13 protein-coding genes are annotated in these 15,169 nt (G+C 60.0%); 8 read left to right on the top strand and 5 right to left on the bottom strand.

The window, feature by feature from the left end:
* The first annotated feature begins 39 nt into the window (after positions 1 to 39).
* Genes BLW11_RS16685 through BLW11_RS16675 form a run of 3 tightly spaced genes read left to right on the top strand, consistent with a single transcriptional unit; the run spans position 40 to position 2,954 of the window.
* The gene (locus BLW11_RS16685; RefSeq protein WP_048361709.1) at positions 40 to 1,446 is read left to right on the top strand and encodes an NAD(P)/FAD-dependent oxidoreductase; all 1,407 of its coding nucleotides are present in this window, start codon (positions 40 to 42) and stop codon (positions 1,444 to 1,446) included.
* Positions 1,447 to 1,477: 31 nt separating this feature from the next.
* On the top strand, positions 1,478 to 1,819 hold the full coding sequence (locus BLW11_RS16680; protein WP_048361710.1) for a cupin domain-containing protein: 342 nt from the start codon (positions 1,478 to 1,480) through the stop codon (positions 1,817 to 1,819).
* A 55-nt stretch (positions 1,820 to 1,874) separates the two neighbouring features.
* Complete coding sequence (locus tag BLW11_RS16675) at positions 1,875 to 2,954, top strand: polyamine ABC transporter substrate-binding protein (protein ID WP_048361711.1); 1,080 nt, start codon at positions 1,875 to 1,877, stop codon at positions 2,952 to 2,954.
* On the opposite strand, the gene BLW11_RS16670 is transcribed toward BLW11_RS16675, so the two are convergent.
* The 5 genes from BLW11_RS16670 to BLW11_RS16650 form a co-directional block, all read right to left on the bottom strand.
* The gene (locus BLW11_RS16670; protein WP_048361712.1) at positions 2,955 to 3,929 is read right to left on the bottom strand and encodes an NAD(P)-dependent oxidoreductase; all 975 of its coding nucleotides are present in this window, start codon (positions 3,927 to 3,929) and stop codon (positions 2,955 to 2,957) included. It lies immediately after the preceding gene.
* A 17-nt stretch (positions 3,930 to 3,946) separates the two neighbouring features.
* The gene (locus BLW11_RS16665) at positions 3,947 to 5,242 is read right to left on the bottom strand and encodes an MFS transporter (protein ID WP_048361713.1); all 1,296 of its coding nucleotides are present in this window, start codon (positions 5,240 to 5,242) and stop codon (positions 3,947 to 3,949) included.
* Positions 5,243 to 5,306: 64 nt separating this feature from the next.
* Entirely contained in the window at positions 5,307 to 6,260 is a 954-nt protein-coding gene (locus BLW11_RS16660) for a sugar kinase (RefSeq protein ID WP_048361714.1), read from the bottom strand.
* On the bottom strand, positions 6,253 to 7,035 hold the full coding sequence (locus BLW11_RS16655) for a sugar phosphate isomerase/epimerase family protein (protein WP_048361715.1): 783 nt from the start codon (positions 7,033 to 7,035) through the stop codon (positions 6,253 to 6,255). The genes BLW11_RS16660 and BLW11_RS16655 overlap by 8 nt, the downstream gene beginning before the upstream one ends.
* 84 nt (positions 7,036 to 7,119) lie before the next feature.
* Positions 7,120 to 8,145, bottom strand: a complete 1,026-nt coding sequence (locus BLW11_RS16650; protein WP_048361716.1) for a LacI family DNA-binding transcriptional regulator — start codon at positions 8,143 to 8,145, stop codon at positions 7,120 to 7,122.
* 578 nt (positions 8,146 to 8,723) lie between these two features.
* Here BLW11_RS16650 and BLW11_RS16645 point away from each other — a divergent pair.
* From BLW11_RS16645 to BLW11_RS16625, 5 genes are all read left to right on the top strand, one after another.
* On the top strand, positions 8,724 to 10,166 hold the full coding sequence (locus BLW11_RS16645) for a serralysin family metalloprotease (RefSeq protein WP_048361717.1): 1,443 nt from the start codon (positions 8,724 to 8,726) through the stop codon (positions 10,164 to 10,166).
* A gap of 131 nt (positions 10,167 to 10,297) precedes the next feature.
* On the top strand, positions 10,298 to 10,609 hold the full coding sequence (locus tag BLW11_RS16640) for an AprI/Inh family metalloprotease inhibitor (protein ID WP_082136280.1): 312 nt from the start codon (positions 10,298 to 10,300) through the stop codon (positions 10,607 to 10,609).
* 122 nt (positions 10,610 to 10,731) lie between these two features.
* A complete protein-coding gene (locus BLW11_RS16635; protein ID WP_048361719.1) occupies positions 10,732 to 12,480 on the top strand; it encodes a type I secretion system permease/ATPase in 1,749 nt (582 codons plus the stop codon).
* 17 nt (positions 12,481 to 12,497) lie between these two features.
* Positions 12,498 to 13,799, top strand: coding sequence for an HlyD family type I secretion periplasmic adaptor subunit (locus BLW11_RS16630; protein ID WP_420912230.1), 1,302 nt, complete (start codon positions 12,498 to 12,500; stop codon positions 13,797 to 13,799).
* 13 nt (positions 13,800 to 13,812) lie between these two features.
* On the top strand, positions 13,813 to 15,156 hold the full coding sequence (locus tag BLW11_RS16625) for a TolC family outer membrane protein (RefSeq protein WP_420912231.1): 1,344 nt from the start codon (positions 13,813 to 13,815) through the stop codon (positions 15,154 to 15,156).
* Positions 15,157 to 15,169 lie beyond the last annotated feature (13 nt).

The raw sequence follows: 15,169 nt of genomic DNA, 5'->3' as shown, positions 1-15,169 counted from the left end.
CTAGGATCGACCCATTCTTGGATCGGTGTGGAGTCGGTGATGCCAGCATGGCGCTCAATCAGTTTATGGATGGACCAGCTCGGGGACGATCTCGCACCCCGGCCGCCGCTTGAGCACGATCTGGATGTCGACGTGGTCATTGTCGGGGCCGGTTACACCGGGCTCTGGACGGCGTATTACCTCAAGCGCCATGCCCCTGAACTGAGCATTGCCATCGTTGAAGCACAAACTGCAGGCTTTGGCGCATCGGGCCGCAACGGCGGCTGGCTGATGGGCAACCTGTTGGGCGAAGACCGCTTGCTGGCCGGCTTGCCGTCGCAGCAGCGTCGTGAGTCCTTCGACTTGCTGCATGGCATTCCCGATACGGTGAAAAGCGTCATCGACCGCGAAGGCATCGACTGCGATTACCGCAAAGGCGGCGCACTGTTTTGCGCGGCGCGCTACCCCGAGCAGGAAGCCAGTTTGCGCAGCTATCTGGCCAGCCTCTACGCCGAAGGCCTGAACGAGTCCGACTACCGCTGGCTGAGCCCGGCTGAACTGGCACAGCAGATCCGTGTGGCCAAGCCTTATGGCGGGATTTTCACACCGCATATAGCAACCATCCACCCGGCCAAACTGGTACGCGGCCTGGCCCGCGCGGTTGAGCGCATGGGGGTGCGGATCTTCGAACAAAGCCCGGTGACGGAGTGGCGCGCAGGTTTCGCCCGCACCGCCAAGGCCCAGGTGCGTAGCCGTTGGGTGGTACCTGCCGTTGAAGGCTACGCCAACACCCTGGCGCCCTTGGGGCGTTATCAATTGCCGGTACAGAGTCTGATGGTGGCCACAGAACCTTTATCGCCAGCGATCTGGGACGAGATTGGTCTGGCTCGGGGGCAGGCTTTCAGCGAAAGCAGCCGCCAGGTCACCTACGGCCAGCGCACGGTAGACAACCGTCTGGTCTTTGGGGCCCGGGGCGGTTACCAGTTTGGCGGACGTCTGCGCGAGAACTTCGACCTCAGCGAGAGCGAAATCGAACTGCGTCGCTATCTGTTCAGCGAGCTGTTCCCGCAACTTAAAAACGTCGAGATCAGCCATGTGTGGGGCGGCAATCTGGGGATGTCGCGACGCTTTCAGCCGCACATGCTCTGTGATCGCCAGCAGGGCATTGCCCTGGCGGGCGGATACGGCGGAGAAGGCGTGGGCGCCAGCCACTTGGGCGGGCGCACGCTGGCCGACCTGATTTTGCAGCGCGACACCCTTGAGGTCAGACAGCCCTGGGTGTTGACCGAAGGCGGGCTGGGGGCACTCAAGGCCTGGGAGCCGGAGCCCTGCCGCTGGCTGGGTTACAACGCGATCATCCGCAGCTTTGTGTACGAAGACAAAACCCTGGCCAACCCAAACAGCCCACCCTGGCGTCGGCAATTTGCCAGCCGCATGGCCGGGCTCATGGAAGGCTTTATGCGTTAACCCGACATTTTTCGTTGAACAGGAACGTCCCATGAGCATCACGCAATTCAAGAACACCGCCCACGTGCAACTGCAAGAGTCGTTTCCCGTTGCCGTGCCGCTGGGTACTCCGGTCGCGGTCACCTCGGTGACCTGTGTAGAACGTAACGACGGCGTCGAAACCGGTATCTGGGAATGCACCCCGGGCCGTTGGCGCCGCCAGATCATGGAGCAAGAGTTCTGTCACTTTATTCAGGGCCGCTGCACCTTCACCCCGGATAACGGTGAAACCCTGACCATAGAAGCAGGCGATGCACTGATGTTGCCTGCCAACAGCACCGGAATCTGGGATATCCAGGAAACCGTGCGCAAGACGTATGTATTGATCCTTTGATCGCCGAACCCTGCCAATAAAAACAGCTGCCCCAAAACATGCAAGGAATCGAATCATGATCCGTATGACCCTGTTGCCCCTGATGCTGGCCGGTACGCTGTGTCAGGCCGCCGAAACGGTGAAGGTCTATAACTGGTCGGACTACATTGCCCCCGACACGATGAAGAACTTCCAGCGCGATACCGGTATTGCTTTCAGCTATGACGTGTTCGACAGCAACGAGACGCTGGATGGCAAGCTGATGACGGGCTCATCCGGTTATGACGTGGTGTTTCCATCCAACCACTTTATGGCGCGGCAGATCCAGGGCAAGGCCCTGAAGAAACTCGACAAGAGTCAGTTGCCGAACTGGAAAAACCTCAACCCGGTGCTGCTCAAGGCACTGCAGGTCAACGATCCGGGCAACGAGCATGGTTTCCCTTACCTGTGGGGCAGTACCGGGATTGGCTACAACATCGCCAAGGTCAAGGCTGTGCTGGGGGACGACGCGCCGGTGGACTCGTGGGACTTGATCTTCAAGCCCGAAAACATGGAAAAGCTCAAGTCCTGCGGCGTCGCCATTCTCGACAATGGCCCGGAAATCCTGCCTGCGGCGCTCAACTACCTGGGCTTGCCCCATCACAGCAAGAACCCGGCTGACTACAAGAAGGCTGAAGAGCTGCTGCTCAAGGTCCGGCCTTATATCAGCTACTTCCATTCATCGAAGTACACCAGTGACTTGGCCAACGGCAATATTTGCGTGGCAGTTGGCTTCTCGGGAGACATTCTTCAGGCCGAAACCCGGGCCAAAGAGGCCAACAATGGGGTGCAGATCGGTTATTCGATCCCCAAGGAGGGGGCTGCCATCTGGTTCGACATGGTCGCCATGCCGGCGGATGCGCCGGACGAAAAGGCCGCTTACAGCTTTATGAACTACTTGCTGCGCCCGGACGTGATGGCCGGGATCACCAACTATGTGCATTACGCCAACGGCAACGAGCAGGCCGATGCCTTGGTCAGCCCTGAAATCAAGGCTGACACCAAGGTCTATCCAACCCCTGCGATGATGGACAAGCTGTTTGCGCTGGAGGCCATGCCGCTGAACATTGACCGGACCCGCACTCGGGTGTGGACCACGATCAAGGCCGGCCGCTGATCAGCGCAATGCTTGCGGGTTAACCAGGTTGGCCGGACGATCACCGGCCAATGCCGCCAGCAGGTTCTCCACGGCGCAGCGCGCCATGGCTTCACGGGTTTCGTGAGTGGCCGAGCCGATATGCGGAGTGGCCACCACGTTGTCCAGTTGCAGCAAGGGTGAAGTCAGCTCCAGCGGCTCGCGCTCGAACACGTCGAGCCCGGCGCCGCGGATCTGGCCTTGCTGCAAGGCGTTGATCAGCGCCTTTTCGTCCACCACCTTGCCGCGAGAGATGTTGATGAAGATGCTTTCGGGGCGCATCAGGGCAAACTGCTCGGCACCGATCAGGCCCTCAGTCTGGGCGGTCAGGGGCAGGGTCAGGCAGATAAAGTCCGCTTGCTGCAACAACTCGTCCAGGCTGCGGTATTGCGCGTTGAAGCGGGCTTCGACCGCAGGCTTTGGCGAGTTGCTGTGGTAGATCACCGGCATCCCGAACCCAAAGTGGCCGCGCTGGGCCAGGGCTTCGCCGATACGGCCCATACCGATAATGCCCAGGGTTTTGCCATGCACGTCGGTGCCGAAATGCTCGGGGCCGACGTTTTTTTGCCATTGGCCATTACGCACCAGATTAGCCAGCTCCACCACGCGCCGGGCGCTGGCCAGCACCAGTGCAAAGCCGGTGTCGGCCGTGGTTTCGGTGAGCACGTCCGGGGTGTTGGTGAGCAGGACCTTGCGCTCGGTCAGGTAGTCGATGTCGTAGTTATCGACACCCACCGATACGCTGGACACCACCTCCAGCCCGGGCGCCAGATCCAGCAGCTGTGCATCCAGCTTGAGGCTTGCACCCAGGATGCCCTGGGCCTGGGGCAGGGCAGCGCGCAGCTGCTCCATGCCCTGGGCGTCAAGCCGCTCGATCAGGGTGACATGGGCGTGGGCTTCCAGGCGCTGCATCAGCGCGTCGGACAGTTGTTTGTAGAGCACGACATGTTTTTTCAAGGGAGTCACCAACCTAATCAAGAGTGGGCCAGACGTTGCGAAGCATCGTGTTGGGGGACGGCAGGGTCTTTGGCGGCGGGTTTGAGCATCACCGTGAGTACGACTGAAATCATCAGGGCGCCGCTCATCAGCAGGAAGGACGCACCTGTTGAGCCGGTCGAGCTGTTCAGATAACCGACCAGGTAGGAACCGGCAAAGGAGCCCAGCGCACCCATGCTGTTGATCAGCGCCATGGCGCCGCCTGCCACGTTGGAGGGCAGGATTTCAGGGATGATGGCGAAAAACGGGCCATAGGGTGCGTACATGCAGCCGCCGGCAATCACCAGCAACACGTAGGACCACCAGAAGTGTTCGGCCCCCAGCATGTAGGAACCGTAGAACGCGATGGATGCGATCAGCAGCGGTGGCCAGACGAAGCGTTTACGCTTTTGCAGTTTGTCCGAGCCCCAGGACACCACCAGCATGGCGATCACGGCCGCCAGATACGGCAGGGCCGAAAGCCAGCCGGCTTCGATCATGTCCATCTGCGCGCCTTGCTTGAGAATCGACGGCAGCCACAGCACAAAGCCGTACACCCCGATGCTCCAGCAAAAGAACTGCAAGGCCAGCAGGATAACGGCGGGAGTACGGAACGCGGCGGCGTAGTTCTTCACCGGCTTCATGCCCACTTGCTCGGCATCCAGCGCGTTTTGCAGGTCGAGCTTCTCCTGGTTGCTGAGCCATTTGGCTTCGCTTGGGCGGTCATCGGCCAGGCGCCACCAGATAAACGCCCAGAGCACGGCTGGCAGGCCCTCGACGATAAACATCCAGCGCCAGCTGTAATGTTGCACCAAGTACCCCGAAACGACGGACATCCAGAGCATGGTTACCGGGTTGCCCAGGATCAGGAAGGTGTTGGCGCGCGAGCGTTCGGCACGGGTGAACCAATGGCACAGGTACACCAGCATCGCCGGCATCACGGCGGCTTCAACCACCCCGAGCATGAAGCGGATCACGATCAGCCAGTAGGCGCTGGACACCACGCCGGTCAGCGTGGCGAGGCTGCCCCAGAGGATCAGGCTGACAAAAATCAGTTTCTTGACGCTGTTTCTCTGCGCGTAAATCGCCCCCGGAACCTGGAAGAAGAAATACCCGAGGAAAAACAGCGCACCCAGCAATGACGAAAGGCCGGGGGTGATGTTCAGGTCTTCAGCCATCCCGGAGGCGGCTGCAAAACCATAGTTGGCACGGTCAAGGTACGCCAGGCTGTACGTGATGAACACGATCGGCATGATGTACCACCACCGGCGGGCAGCGAGTTTCAATGAGTGCATAGTGGTGCTCCTGAGCTTGTTTTTGTTTTGCGCAGCAGGTAACGGGTCAAGCTAAAAAGGTCGTTTAGAGGGGCGCAGGCAGCGCGTTGTGTTCGAGCAGTTCGGCGCGGGTCGGCAGGCCTTCCATATCGCCCCGGCTCTGTACGGCACGGCTGCCGATCCAGTTACCGCGCTGAACTGCCTGGGCAAACCCGAGGTTCTCCAGCAAGGCGCTGATCACACCGACGGCAAAGCCATCACCCGCACCCACGGTGTCGATCACGTTGGCAACCGGCACTGCCGGCACAAACTGTTCAACCTGGGCCGTGCGATAGAACGCACCCTTGGCCCCCAGTTTGATGATCACGGCCTCGGCGCCCTGGTCGAGATAGAACGCGGCAATATCGGCCGGATCTTCGTAACCGGTCAGCAGCCGGCCTTCGCTCAAGCCCGGCAGTACCCAGTCGGCGTGGGCGGCGAGGGCGTTGATGTCGCGGATCATCTGCTGCTCACTGGCCCACAGCGAAGGTCGCAGGTTGGGATCGAACGACACACTGTTGCCAGCGGCACGCATGGACTTCATCAACTCGAACGACAATTCGTTGCAGCTGGCCGAGAGTGCGGGCGGGATGCCGGTGGCGTGCAGGTGCCGGGCGCTGAGCAGTTGCGGGGTCAGTGCACTGCGGCTCAGGTGGCTGGCAGCGGAGCCACGGCGGAAGTACTCCACCTGCGGGTCACTGCCATCTTCCACCCGGGACTTGAGCTGAAAACCGGTCGGGTTGTGGGGGTCGATTTCAACATGCTGGCAGTCCAGCCCTTCAGCTTGCAGCGTGTTGAGCACGAAGCGGCCAAACGAGTCGGCACCCACACGGCTCAACCACGTCACATTGAAACCCAGGCGGGACAAGCCAATGGCGACGTTGCTGTCAGCACCGGCGATGCGCTTGTGGAACAGCTCGACCTGCGCCAGATCGCCGGTGTGTTCGGCCACCAACATGGCCATGGTTTCGCCAAACGACAACACATCAACCTTAGACATGGCTCAGCTCCTGTTGCTTTTGGCTCAAACGGGCCAGTACGGCGACGTGTTCCCGGGTCAGGCAGTCAAGGTCCGAGCCTTGCAGCGGGTACTCGATGGCCCGTGTCAGGCCATGGGGCATGTGGGTCATCAGGTGTTGCCACTGTTGCAGGTCGGCGGCGGTGGGCGGTGTGGCGACGAGCTTGCCATCCTGGCGACGGTTCACGCCCTTGCAGTGCAGGTAGGTGACGTAGCGACCCAGCAGGCGGGCGGCGGTAGTGGCCGATTGGTCCTGCCAGTGCCAGTTGCCGATATCGAAGGTCATGCTGATCGGTGCCTGCTGCTGGTCGACCTGATCGAAAAAGCGCTGCATGGGCTCGATCCGCCCGCCGTACGAGGTCTGATCGTTTTCAACCAGCAAGCGCACAGGCTGCTGGTTGAGGCAGGCCGCCAGGTTTTGCAGGTCACAATGCTCGGTGAAATAGCCCAGCGACACTTTCAACCATTGGGCGCCGAACGAATGGGCGCGCTGCAAGGTGGCAAGCAGTTGGGTGTTGGGCCGTGACTGTCCGGCTTCCCACAGTTCCAGTGGCGACGAGAACACGCACTCAAGACCCTGCTCTTGCACGGCCTGGCTGAAGGCGGCCGGGTCTTCGCTGGTCAACAGCTCTTCGCGCAGTTCGATACGGGACACGCCGGCGCTGGCCAGCAATTCGATGAAGCTGTGTTGTCCGCGCTGGCGAACCAGGTCGGCGCCGTAACTCGACAGGCTGATGGATACGGGAAATGCAGTCATTATTATTAATCTCTGAAACCGGTTTCATTTTGTTGTGTGTTAAACCGCCGGCTACCAGGTCAAGGGTGGCCAGCGGGTAAAGTGTCAGGCAGTCAGGGGTTGCGTTGAGCCGCGCGTAATCAGTTGCGCCGCGAAACTCAGCTCGCGGGCCGGGGACTTGTCGCCACCCAGGCGTTTAAGCAGGCAGTCGAAGGCGTTGGCGCCAATCTGTTGCGTGGGCTGGGCCAGGGCGGTGATGCCGTTGCCCACCAAGGGGAACCATTCCAGGTCATCCAGGGCAATCAGCCCCACGTCTTCGAAAAGTCGACAGTTCAGTTCGCGTAACACCTGGGTGCACGCCAGCGCGGCGAGGCCGTTGGCGCAAAACAGCGCCTTGGGCCCGTTGCCGGGTGATTGCAGGAACGACTCGATGGCGGCGCGCAGGCCTGCCCCGGTTTTAACCACGGCGCCGCGCAGGGCAGGGCGTGCCACCAGTTGGGCGGTGAAGCTGTTGACGCGCTCGACCCGCGAGCTGGTGCCATCGACCGGCTCGCTGACCATCAACAGGTCGCGATAACCCTGTTGCTCAAGATGCTCCAGGGCCATGCGCACGGCGTCTGCGTTGTCGAGGCCCACCAGGTCGGTGTGCAGTTGTTCGACTTTACGGTCGATCAGCACGATGGGCATTTCCCGATGCAGTTCTTGCAGTGCGTCAGGGTCATGGCCAAGGGTGTTAAGGATCAGGCCTTCGATATTGTACGAACGCAGTGCAGCCAGATGCTGACGCTCTTGTTCGTCATCCAGGTCGGTGTTGCACACCACCAGGTTGTAGCCGTGCAGGCGGCAGGCGGTTTCGACGCCATGCATGACGGCAATGGAATAGGGGTTTCGAATATCGGCCACCAGCATCCCGATCAGTCGCGTACGTCCGCGCTTGAGGCCTCGGGCCATTTGATTGGGGTGGTAGCCCAGCTCATTGATCGCGCGCTCGATACGCTCGGCGATGGCTTCGGAGAGCAAGGCGCGGTCTTCGCCAATAAAGCGCGACACGCTGGCCTTTGACACGCCGGCACGCTGGGCAACATCGAGCATGGTCACGCGGGTGCGTTGAGCTGCAGAAAAACTGTTCACGGCCTGAAACCTTTTATTTGAGTTATCGCAGGCGGTTTCGCGTGAGGGCGCTGAAACCGGTTTCAGGAGAACTCAAATCCCCCGGCTTCGTCAAGTCCCGCGTTGAGGTTCTTGTGGTTGCAGACGAGGAACGAGGGAGCGATTAGACCGCCATACGGCCCTGCAAAGAGCACGTTTTAAATAGCTTATAGCGACGCGTAGTTATCCATGGGCGACACTTAGCGTGATAACTTCGCTATGTAATACTCGGATATTTAGTTAGATGATGACTGTTATTTAAATGCAAGCAGTCGCTGCGACCAAAACGAATGAGGTGTTCAGTTATTTAAACTAATTGTCCCGGACCGGGCAGTCAGTATTTGATCGTCGCCGGGATAAAAAAATACTTCCCGTGTAATGCTCAATGTTTACGGTCATATGCCCAATTGTTGTTAGTTGCTCGCAAAATAGTACTGGACTGGATATTTCAGCATGTGTCAGTTTCTGCCGGCCATATAACGGCGAGTGATAGGACGATCTCGCCAAGGGGTCGTCGATGTCTGTCAAAACTTTCTACTGCTAAACAAGGAAATGTTTAAATGTCGAAACTTAAAGAGAAAGCGGCACTGTCTGTCGGCCAGACCCAGGCGGCAAATGTCAGCAGTTCCGTCTTCACTCAGATTGATAACTTCAGTCATTTCTATGATCGCGGCAATCATCTGGTCAATGGCAAACCCTCGTTCACCGTCGACCAGGCGGCCGATCAGCTGACCCGTTCCGGCGCCAGTTGGCATGACCTGAACGGCGACGGCGTGATCAACCTCACGTACACCTTCCTGACAGCGCCGCCTGTCGGGTATGCCACCCGCGGGCTTGGGACCTTCAGCCAGTTCTCCGCGTTGCAAAAGGAACAGGCCAAGCTGTCGCTGGAGTCCTGGGCAGACGTCGCCAAAGTGACCTTCACCGAGGGGCCGGCAGCCCGTGGGGACGACGGTCACATGACCTTCGCCAACTTCAGTGCCAGCAACGGCGGTGCGGCGTTTGCCTATCTGCCAAGCAGTGCGCGCAAAGGCGAGTCGTGGTACTTGATCAACAAGGACTATGAGGTCAACAAAACCCCGGGCGAAGGCAATTACGGCCGTCAGACCCTGACCCACGAAATCGGCCACACCCTGGGGCTGTCGCATCCCGGCGACTACAACGCCGGTAATGGCAACCCGACTTACCGCGATGCGGTCTATGGCGAAGACAGCCGTGCGTACAGCGTCATGAGCTACTGGAGTGAAAGCAACACCGGCCAGCATTTCACCAATAGCGGCGAAGGTGCATACGCATCGGCTCCTTTGCTGGATGACATTGCAGCGGTGCAGAAACTCTACGGCGCCAACCTTGAAACCCGTGCCGACGACACCGTTTACGGTTTCAACTCCACGGCTGACCGTGATTTCTACAGCGCAACGTCAGCCAGCTCCAAGCTGATTTTTGCGGTGTGGGACGGTGGCGGCAATGACACCCTGGATTTCTCCGGCTTCACTCAAAACCAGAAGATCAACCTGACAGCAGGTTCGTTCTCTGACGTGGGTGGGATGACCGGCAACGTGTCGATTGCACAGGGCGTGACAGTCGAAAACGCTATCGGCGGTTCGGGCAATGACCTGCTGATTGGCAACAGTTCCGACAACGTGCTCAAGGGTGGGGCCGGCAACGACGTGCTCTACGGCGGCGGCGGTGCTGACACGCTGTGGGGCGGCACCGGTGCTGATGTGTTTGTGTTTGGCGCGGTGTCAGACTCTGCACCCAATGCCGCCGATATCATCATGGACTTCCAGTCCGGCATCGACAAAATCGACGTCTCGGCCATCACCAAACTGGCCGGGCTGAACTTTGTCGACGCCTTCACCGGGCGTGCCGGCGAAGCGATTGTGAGCTATGACAAAGCCAGCAATCAGGGCCACTTTGCCGTCGATTTCAGCGGCCATGCGGTCGCTGATTTCCTGGTCAGCACCGTGGGTCAAGTGGCAACTTACGACATCGTCGCGTAAGCAGGCCGGTACAGGAGCAGCGCGCAAGCGCTGCTTTCAGGGGTCCTGAACACATGAACTGCAGGCTAACCGGATTTTTCAAAGTGATGGGGTGTATCGCCGCATTGCTGACTTTTTCTACAGAGAGCGCCATGGCCAATTCCTTGCTGCTGCTGAGCCCCGCACAACTGGCGGGCAACTGGACGTTTTATCCGCAGGACGATGTGGATCAGGCCTGTACGGTGCGGCTGATTGCCGAAAACAGGGCCTTCAGCCCCGAAGTGAAATGTTTGCAAGCCTGGTTGGGCGAAGTGCCGAAAAGTTGGTCGCCCACCCCGGACGGCTTATTCCTCATGGGCAACGACGGTACCGATATAGTGCATATGAACCGTATTGAACCGGGGCACTATGAAGTGCAACTTGGCGCTCAAAGAATATTGGTGATGGTGCGCGCCAATAACTAAGCGGTATTAACGCGCAACTTCTGGCGTAAAGGGCTGAGCGGGTAACCGCCCGGCGCAGCTCGCGGGTGTCTGTGGGTTTTTTGCGTGCAGGTACGCAATGCTTAATCTATCAAGGAAGAGTCATGAAGCGGCTGAAGAACAGTCCCGTCGCCCCCTTGTTGCAGGCGCTGGGTGACTATAAAAATATCCTGATCAGCGTGGGGTGTTTTACGGCCTTGATCAATATATTGATGCTGGTGCCGTCCATTTACATGCTCCAGGTGTATGACCGGGTGTTGTCCTCGCAAAACACAACAACACTGGCCATGTTGTCTTTGATGGTGGTGGGCTTTTTCATCTTTATCGGGCTACTTGAAACGGTGCGCAGTTTTATTGTTATACGCATCGGCAGCCAATTGGAGCGCCGGTTTAACCAGCAGGTGTACCGCGCCGCCTTCGAGCGCAATCTGTTCAGCGGTCAGGCTCATGCCGGCCAGGCGCTGGGGGATTTGACCCTGATCCGCCAATTTGTCACGGGCCCAGCGCTGTTCGCTTTCTTTGATGCGCCGTGGTTTCCCATCTATTTGTTCGTGATTTTCCTGTTCAACACCTGGCTCGGGGTGTTGGCGACGGCAGGCGCGCTGTTGCTGGTGGGGCTGGCCTGTGTCAACGAAATGATGACGCGCAAATCCCTGGGCCTGGCCAGTGTGTACTCGCAGCAGTCCAGCCAACTGGCCACCAGCCATCTGCACAATGCCGAGACCATTCAGGCCATGGGCATGCTGGGGGTGCTGCGCAAACGCTGGTTCAACTTGCATTCGCGGTTTCTGGCCGAGCAAAACAAGGCCAGCGACACCGGGGCAGTCATCGGTTCGCTGAGCAAGACCTTGCGTCTGTGCCTGCAATCACTGGTGCTTGGCCTGGGTGCCTTGCTGGTGATTCAGGGCGACATGAGTGCCGGGATGATGATTGCCGGTTCGATTTTGATGGGCCGCGTGTTGAGCCCCATCGACCAGCTGATTGCCGTGTGGAAGCAATGGAGTTCGGCCCGGCTGGCCTATCAGCGACTGGACAGCCTGCTGCGCGAGCATCCGGCCAGTGAAGACAACATGGCGTTGCCGGCCCCCAGGGGGCAGGTGAGTTTTGAGCAGGTCAGCGCCGCGCCGCCGGGCCAGCGCCTGCCCACGTTGCATCAGATCAGTTTCAGCCTCAATGCCGGCGAGGTGCTTGGGGTGCTGGGCGCGTCGGGTTGCGGCAAGTCGACCCTGGCGCGGGTGCTGGTGGGTGTATGGCCAACTCTGGCTGGCACGGTGCGTCTGGATGGCGCGGATATCCATCAGTGGAACCGCGATCAACTGGGGCCGCATATCGGCTACCTGCCCCAGGACATCGAGTTGTTCAGCGGCAGCATTGCCGAAAATATCGCCCGTTTCCGTGACAGCGACCCGCAACAGGTGGTCGCAGCGGCCCAGCAGGCCGGGGTGCACGAGATGATTTTGCGCCTGCCACAAGGCTACGACACGGTGCTGGGGGACGAGGGCAGCGGCTTGTCGGGCGGGCAAAAACAGCGCGTGGCACTGGCCCGGGCCTTGTACGGCAGGCCGAGCCTGGTGGTGCTCGACGAGCCCAACTCCAATCTCGATGCCGTGGGTGACGCGGCGCTGACCCGGGCAATTGCCCAGCTCAAGGGGCAGGGCTGCACGGTGATACTGGTGACCCATCGCTCATCATCCCTGGCCCAGACCGACAAACTGCTGGTGCTCAATGAAGGCCGCACCCAGGTCTTCGGGCCCAGTGCAGAGGTGCTCAAGGCGTTGTCCGGGGCACAGCAACAACACGCCGGCGCACAGACGGCGCCCGCCAGTACCCATCGCCAGAGTGCCGACGCATGAGCAAGGAAGCTCCCATCATGAGTGATGACCATCAGCCACAACGTGGGGCCGGGTTTTACGTCCGGGCAGGTTGGGTGCTGACTATTCTCGGCGCCGGAAGTTTTTTTGTGTGGGCCAGCCTCGCGCCGCTGGATGAGGGCATTCCCGTTCAGGGCACCGTGGTGGTGTCGGGCAAGCGCAAGGCAGTGCAGTCGTTGGGGCCGGGGGTGGTGAGCCAGATTCTGGTACGCGAAGGGCAGACGGTGCATCAAGGAGAACCGCTGTTTCGCCTGGACCCGACGCAGGTCGAGGCCGATGTGCAATCGCTGCGAGCGCAGTACCGCATGGCCTGGGCCAGTCAGGCCCGCTGGCAAAGTGAGCGCGACAACCTTGGCCGGGTCAGTTTTGCGCCGCAGTTGAGTGACGACCCCGACCCGCGCCTGGCCCTGGTGCTCGAAGGCCAGCAACAGCTGTTCAGCAGCCGGCGTGAGGCCTTCGCCCGTGAGCAGAGCGGTCTGAAGGCCAGCATCGAAGGCGCCACGCAACAGTTGGCCGGCATGCGCCGGGCCCGGGGTGATCAGTTGGCTCAGGCCGATTCCCTGCGTCAGCAACTGAGCAATCTGCGGCCATTGGCTGACAACGGCTATATCCCGCGTAACCGGCTGATGGAATACGAACGCCAGCTGTCGCAGATTCAACAGGATCTGGCACAGAACGTCGGCGAAAGCGGGCGTATCGAGCAGGGGATTCTGGAGTCGCGGCTCAAACTCGCGCAGCACATTGACGAGTATCAGAAGGAAGTGCGCACCCAGCTGGCCGAGGCTCAACTCAAAACCCTGACCCTTGAGCAGCAACTGGCTTCGGCCAGCTTTGATCTGCAACACAGCGAAATCAATGCGCCAGCGGACGGTATCGCGGTCAACCTGGGGGTACACACTGAGGGTGCGGTGGTCCGGGCCGGGGAAACCCTGCTGGAAATCGTGCCCCAGGACGCGCGCCTGGAAGTCGAAGGGCGCCTGCCAGTGAACCTGGTGGACCGGGTGGGCAGCGAGTTGCCCGTGGACATTCTGTTTACGGCGTTCAATCAGAGCCGCACGCCACGGGTGTCGGGGGCGGTGAGCCTGGTCTCGGCAGACCAGTTGCTCGATGAAAAAACCGGCATGCCGTACTACGTGCTGCGCAGCACGGTCAGTGATCAGGCGCTGGAAAAACTCAACGGGCTGGTGATCAAACCCGGCATGCCGGCCGAGATGTTCGTACGCACGGGTGAGCGCTCGCTGCTCAATTACTTGTTTAAACCACTGCTGGATCGCGCAGGTTCTGCGCTGACTGAGCGTTAGGATGCTGCGACCTATGAAAAGAGCTTCCCGGTTGGGCCTCACGCTTGCGCTGTGGCTCGGGGTCACGGCCAGTGCACAGGCAATGGGGCTGTTTGAGGTGTACGAAGAGGCGTTGCGCAATGATCCGCAGTTCCTCGGTGCAATCCAGGAGCGCGACGCGGGCCTTGAAAGCCGGGTCATTGGCCGCGCCGGGCTGCTGCCCAAGCTGTCCTACAACTACAACAAGGGGCGCAACAACTCCAAGGCCACCTATCTCAACGAGCGCGGCAACACCCACGATGACCGCCACTACAACAGTTACGGCTCGACCTTTATGGTGCAGCAGCCGCTGATCGACTACGAGGCGTATGCCAATTACCGAAAGGGCGTAGCCCAGGCGTTGTTTGCAGATGAGGTCTTTCGCAGCAAAAGCCAGGAACTGCTGGTGCGGGTGCTGACGTATTACACCCAGGCCCTGTTTGCGCAGGATCAGATCGACATCGCTCAAGCCAAGAAAAAAGCCTACGAGCAGCAGTTTCAGCAGAACGAGCACCTGTTTCGCCAAGGGGAAGGGACGCGCACCGACATTCTGGAAGCCGAGTCGCGTTACGAGTTGGCCACCGCAGAAGAGATCCAGGCCTTTGATGAGCAAGATGCCGCGTTGCGTGAGCTGGGCGCCCTGATGGGGGTGGCAGTACTGGGTATCGAGCAGTTGACGCCGCTGGCCCGCAGTTTCAATTCATTGCCGCTGGAACCTGCGAACTTTTCGACCTGGCATGCCATGGCCCTGGCCAACAACCCGGTGCTCGCCTCACAGCGTGAGGCGCTGGAGGTGGCACGGTACGAAGTCGAACGGAACCGGGCAGGGCATCTGCCCAAGCTCAACGCCTACGCCAGTGTGCGCAAGATGGAGTCCGAGAGCGGCAATACCTACAACCAACGCTACGACACCAACACCATAGGTATTGAAGTCAGCCTGCCCCTGTACTCGGGGGGCGGGGTGTCGGCGTCGGTGCGTCAGGCCAGCAGCAACCTGTCCCAGGCGGAATACGAACTGGAGGGCAAGACCCGGGAAACCCTGATTGAGCTCAGGCGCCAATTCAATGCGTGTTTGTCGGGTGTCAGCAAGTTGCGGGCCTATCAGAAGGCTCTGGTCTCGGCCGAGGCGCTGGTGGTTTCGACCCGGCAAAGCATTTTGGGCGGCGAGCGGGTCAACCTTGATGCATTGAACGCCGAGCAGCAGCTCTACAGCACGCGGCGGGATCTGGCCCAAACCCGTTACGACTACTTGCTGGCCTGGACCAAATTGCACTTTTACGCGGGCACGTTGCGTGAACAGGACCTGGCACGGGTGGATGAGGCTTTTGTGGCGCGATAGTTTTATCAAAGAG

The organism is Pseudomonas deceptionensis, assembly GCF_900106095.1.
GTDB classification, from domain to species: domain Bacteria; phylum Pseudomonadota; class Gammaproteobacteria; order Pseudomonadales; family Pseudomonadaceae; genus Aquipseudomonas; species Aquipseudomonas deceptionensis.
This window is presented reverse-complemented; position numbering and strand designations above follow the sequence as displayed.

Excerpts from the sequence above, each read along its gene's own strand:
- BLW11_RS16685 (WP_048361709.1), top strand. The coding sequence starts at position 40 with ATGCCAGCATGGCGCTCAATCAGTTTATGGATGGACCAGCTCGGGGAC.
- BLW11_RS16680 (WP_048361710.1), top strand. The coding sequence starts at position 1,478 with ATGAGCATCACGCAATTCAAGAACACCGCCCACGTGCAACTGCAAGAG.
- BLW11_RS16675 (WP_048361711.1), top strand. The coding sequence starts at position 1,875 with ATGATCCGTATGACCCTGTTGCCCCTGATGCTGGCCGGTACGCTGTGT.
- BLW11_RS16665 (WP_048361713.1), bottom strand. The coding sequence starts at position 5,242 with ATGCACTCATTGAAACTCGCTGCCCGCCGGTGGTGGTACATCATGCCG.
- BLW11_RS16660 (WP_048361714.1), bottom strand. The coding sequence starts at position 6,260 with ATGTCTAAGGTTGATGTGTTGTCGTTTGGCGAAACCATGGCCATGTTG.
- BLW11_RS16655 (WP_048361715.1), bottom strand. The coding sequence starts at position 7,035 with ATGACTGCATTTCCCGTATCCATCAGCCTGTCGAGTTACGGCGCCGAC.
- BLW11_RS16645 (WP_048361717.1), top strand. The coding sequence starts at position 8,724 with ATGTCGAAACTTAAAGAGAAAGCGGCACTGTCTGTCGGCCAGACCCAG.
- BLW11_RS16640 (WP_082136280.1), top strand. The coding sequence starts at position 10,298 with ATGGCCAATTCCTTGCTGCTGCTGAGCCCCGCACAACTGGCGGGCAAC.
- BLW11_RS16635 (WP_048361719.1), top strand. The coding sequence starts at position 10,732 with ATGAAGCGGCTGAAGAACAGTCCCGTCGCCCCCTTGTTGCAGGCGCTG.
- BLW11_RS16630 (WP_420912230.1), top strand. The coding sequence starts at position 12,498 with ATGAGTGATGACCATCAGCCACAACGTGGGGCCGGGTTTTACGTCCGG.
- BLW11_RS16625 (WP_420912231.1), top strand. The coding sequence starts at position 13,813 with ATGAAAAGAGCTTCCCGGTTGGGCCTCACGCTTGCGCTGTGGCTCGGG.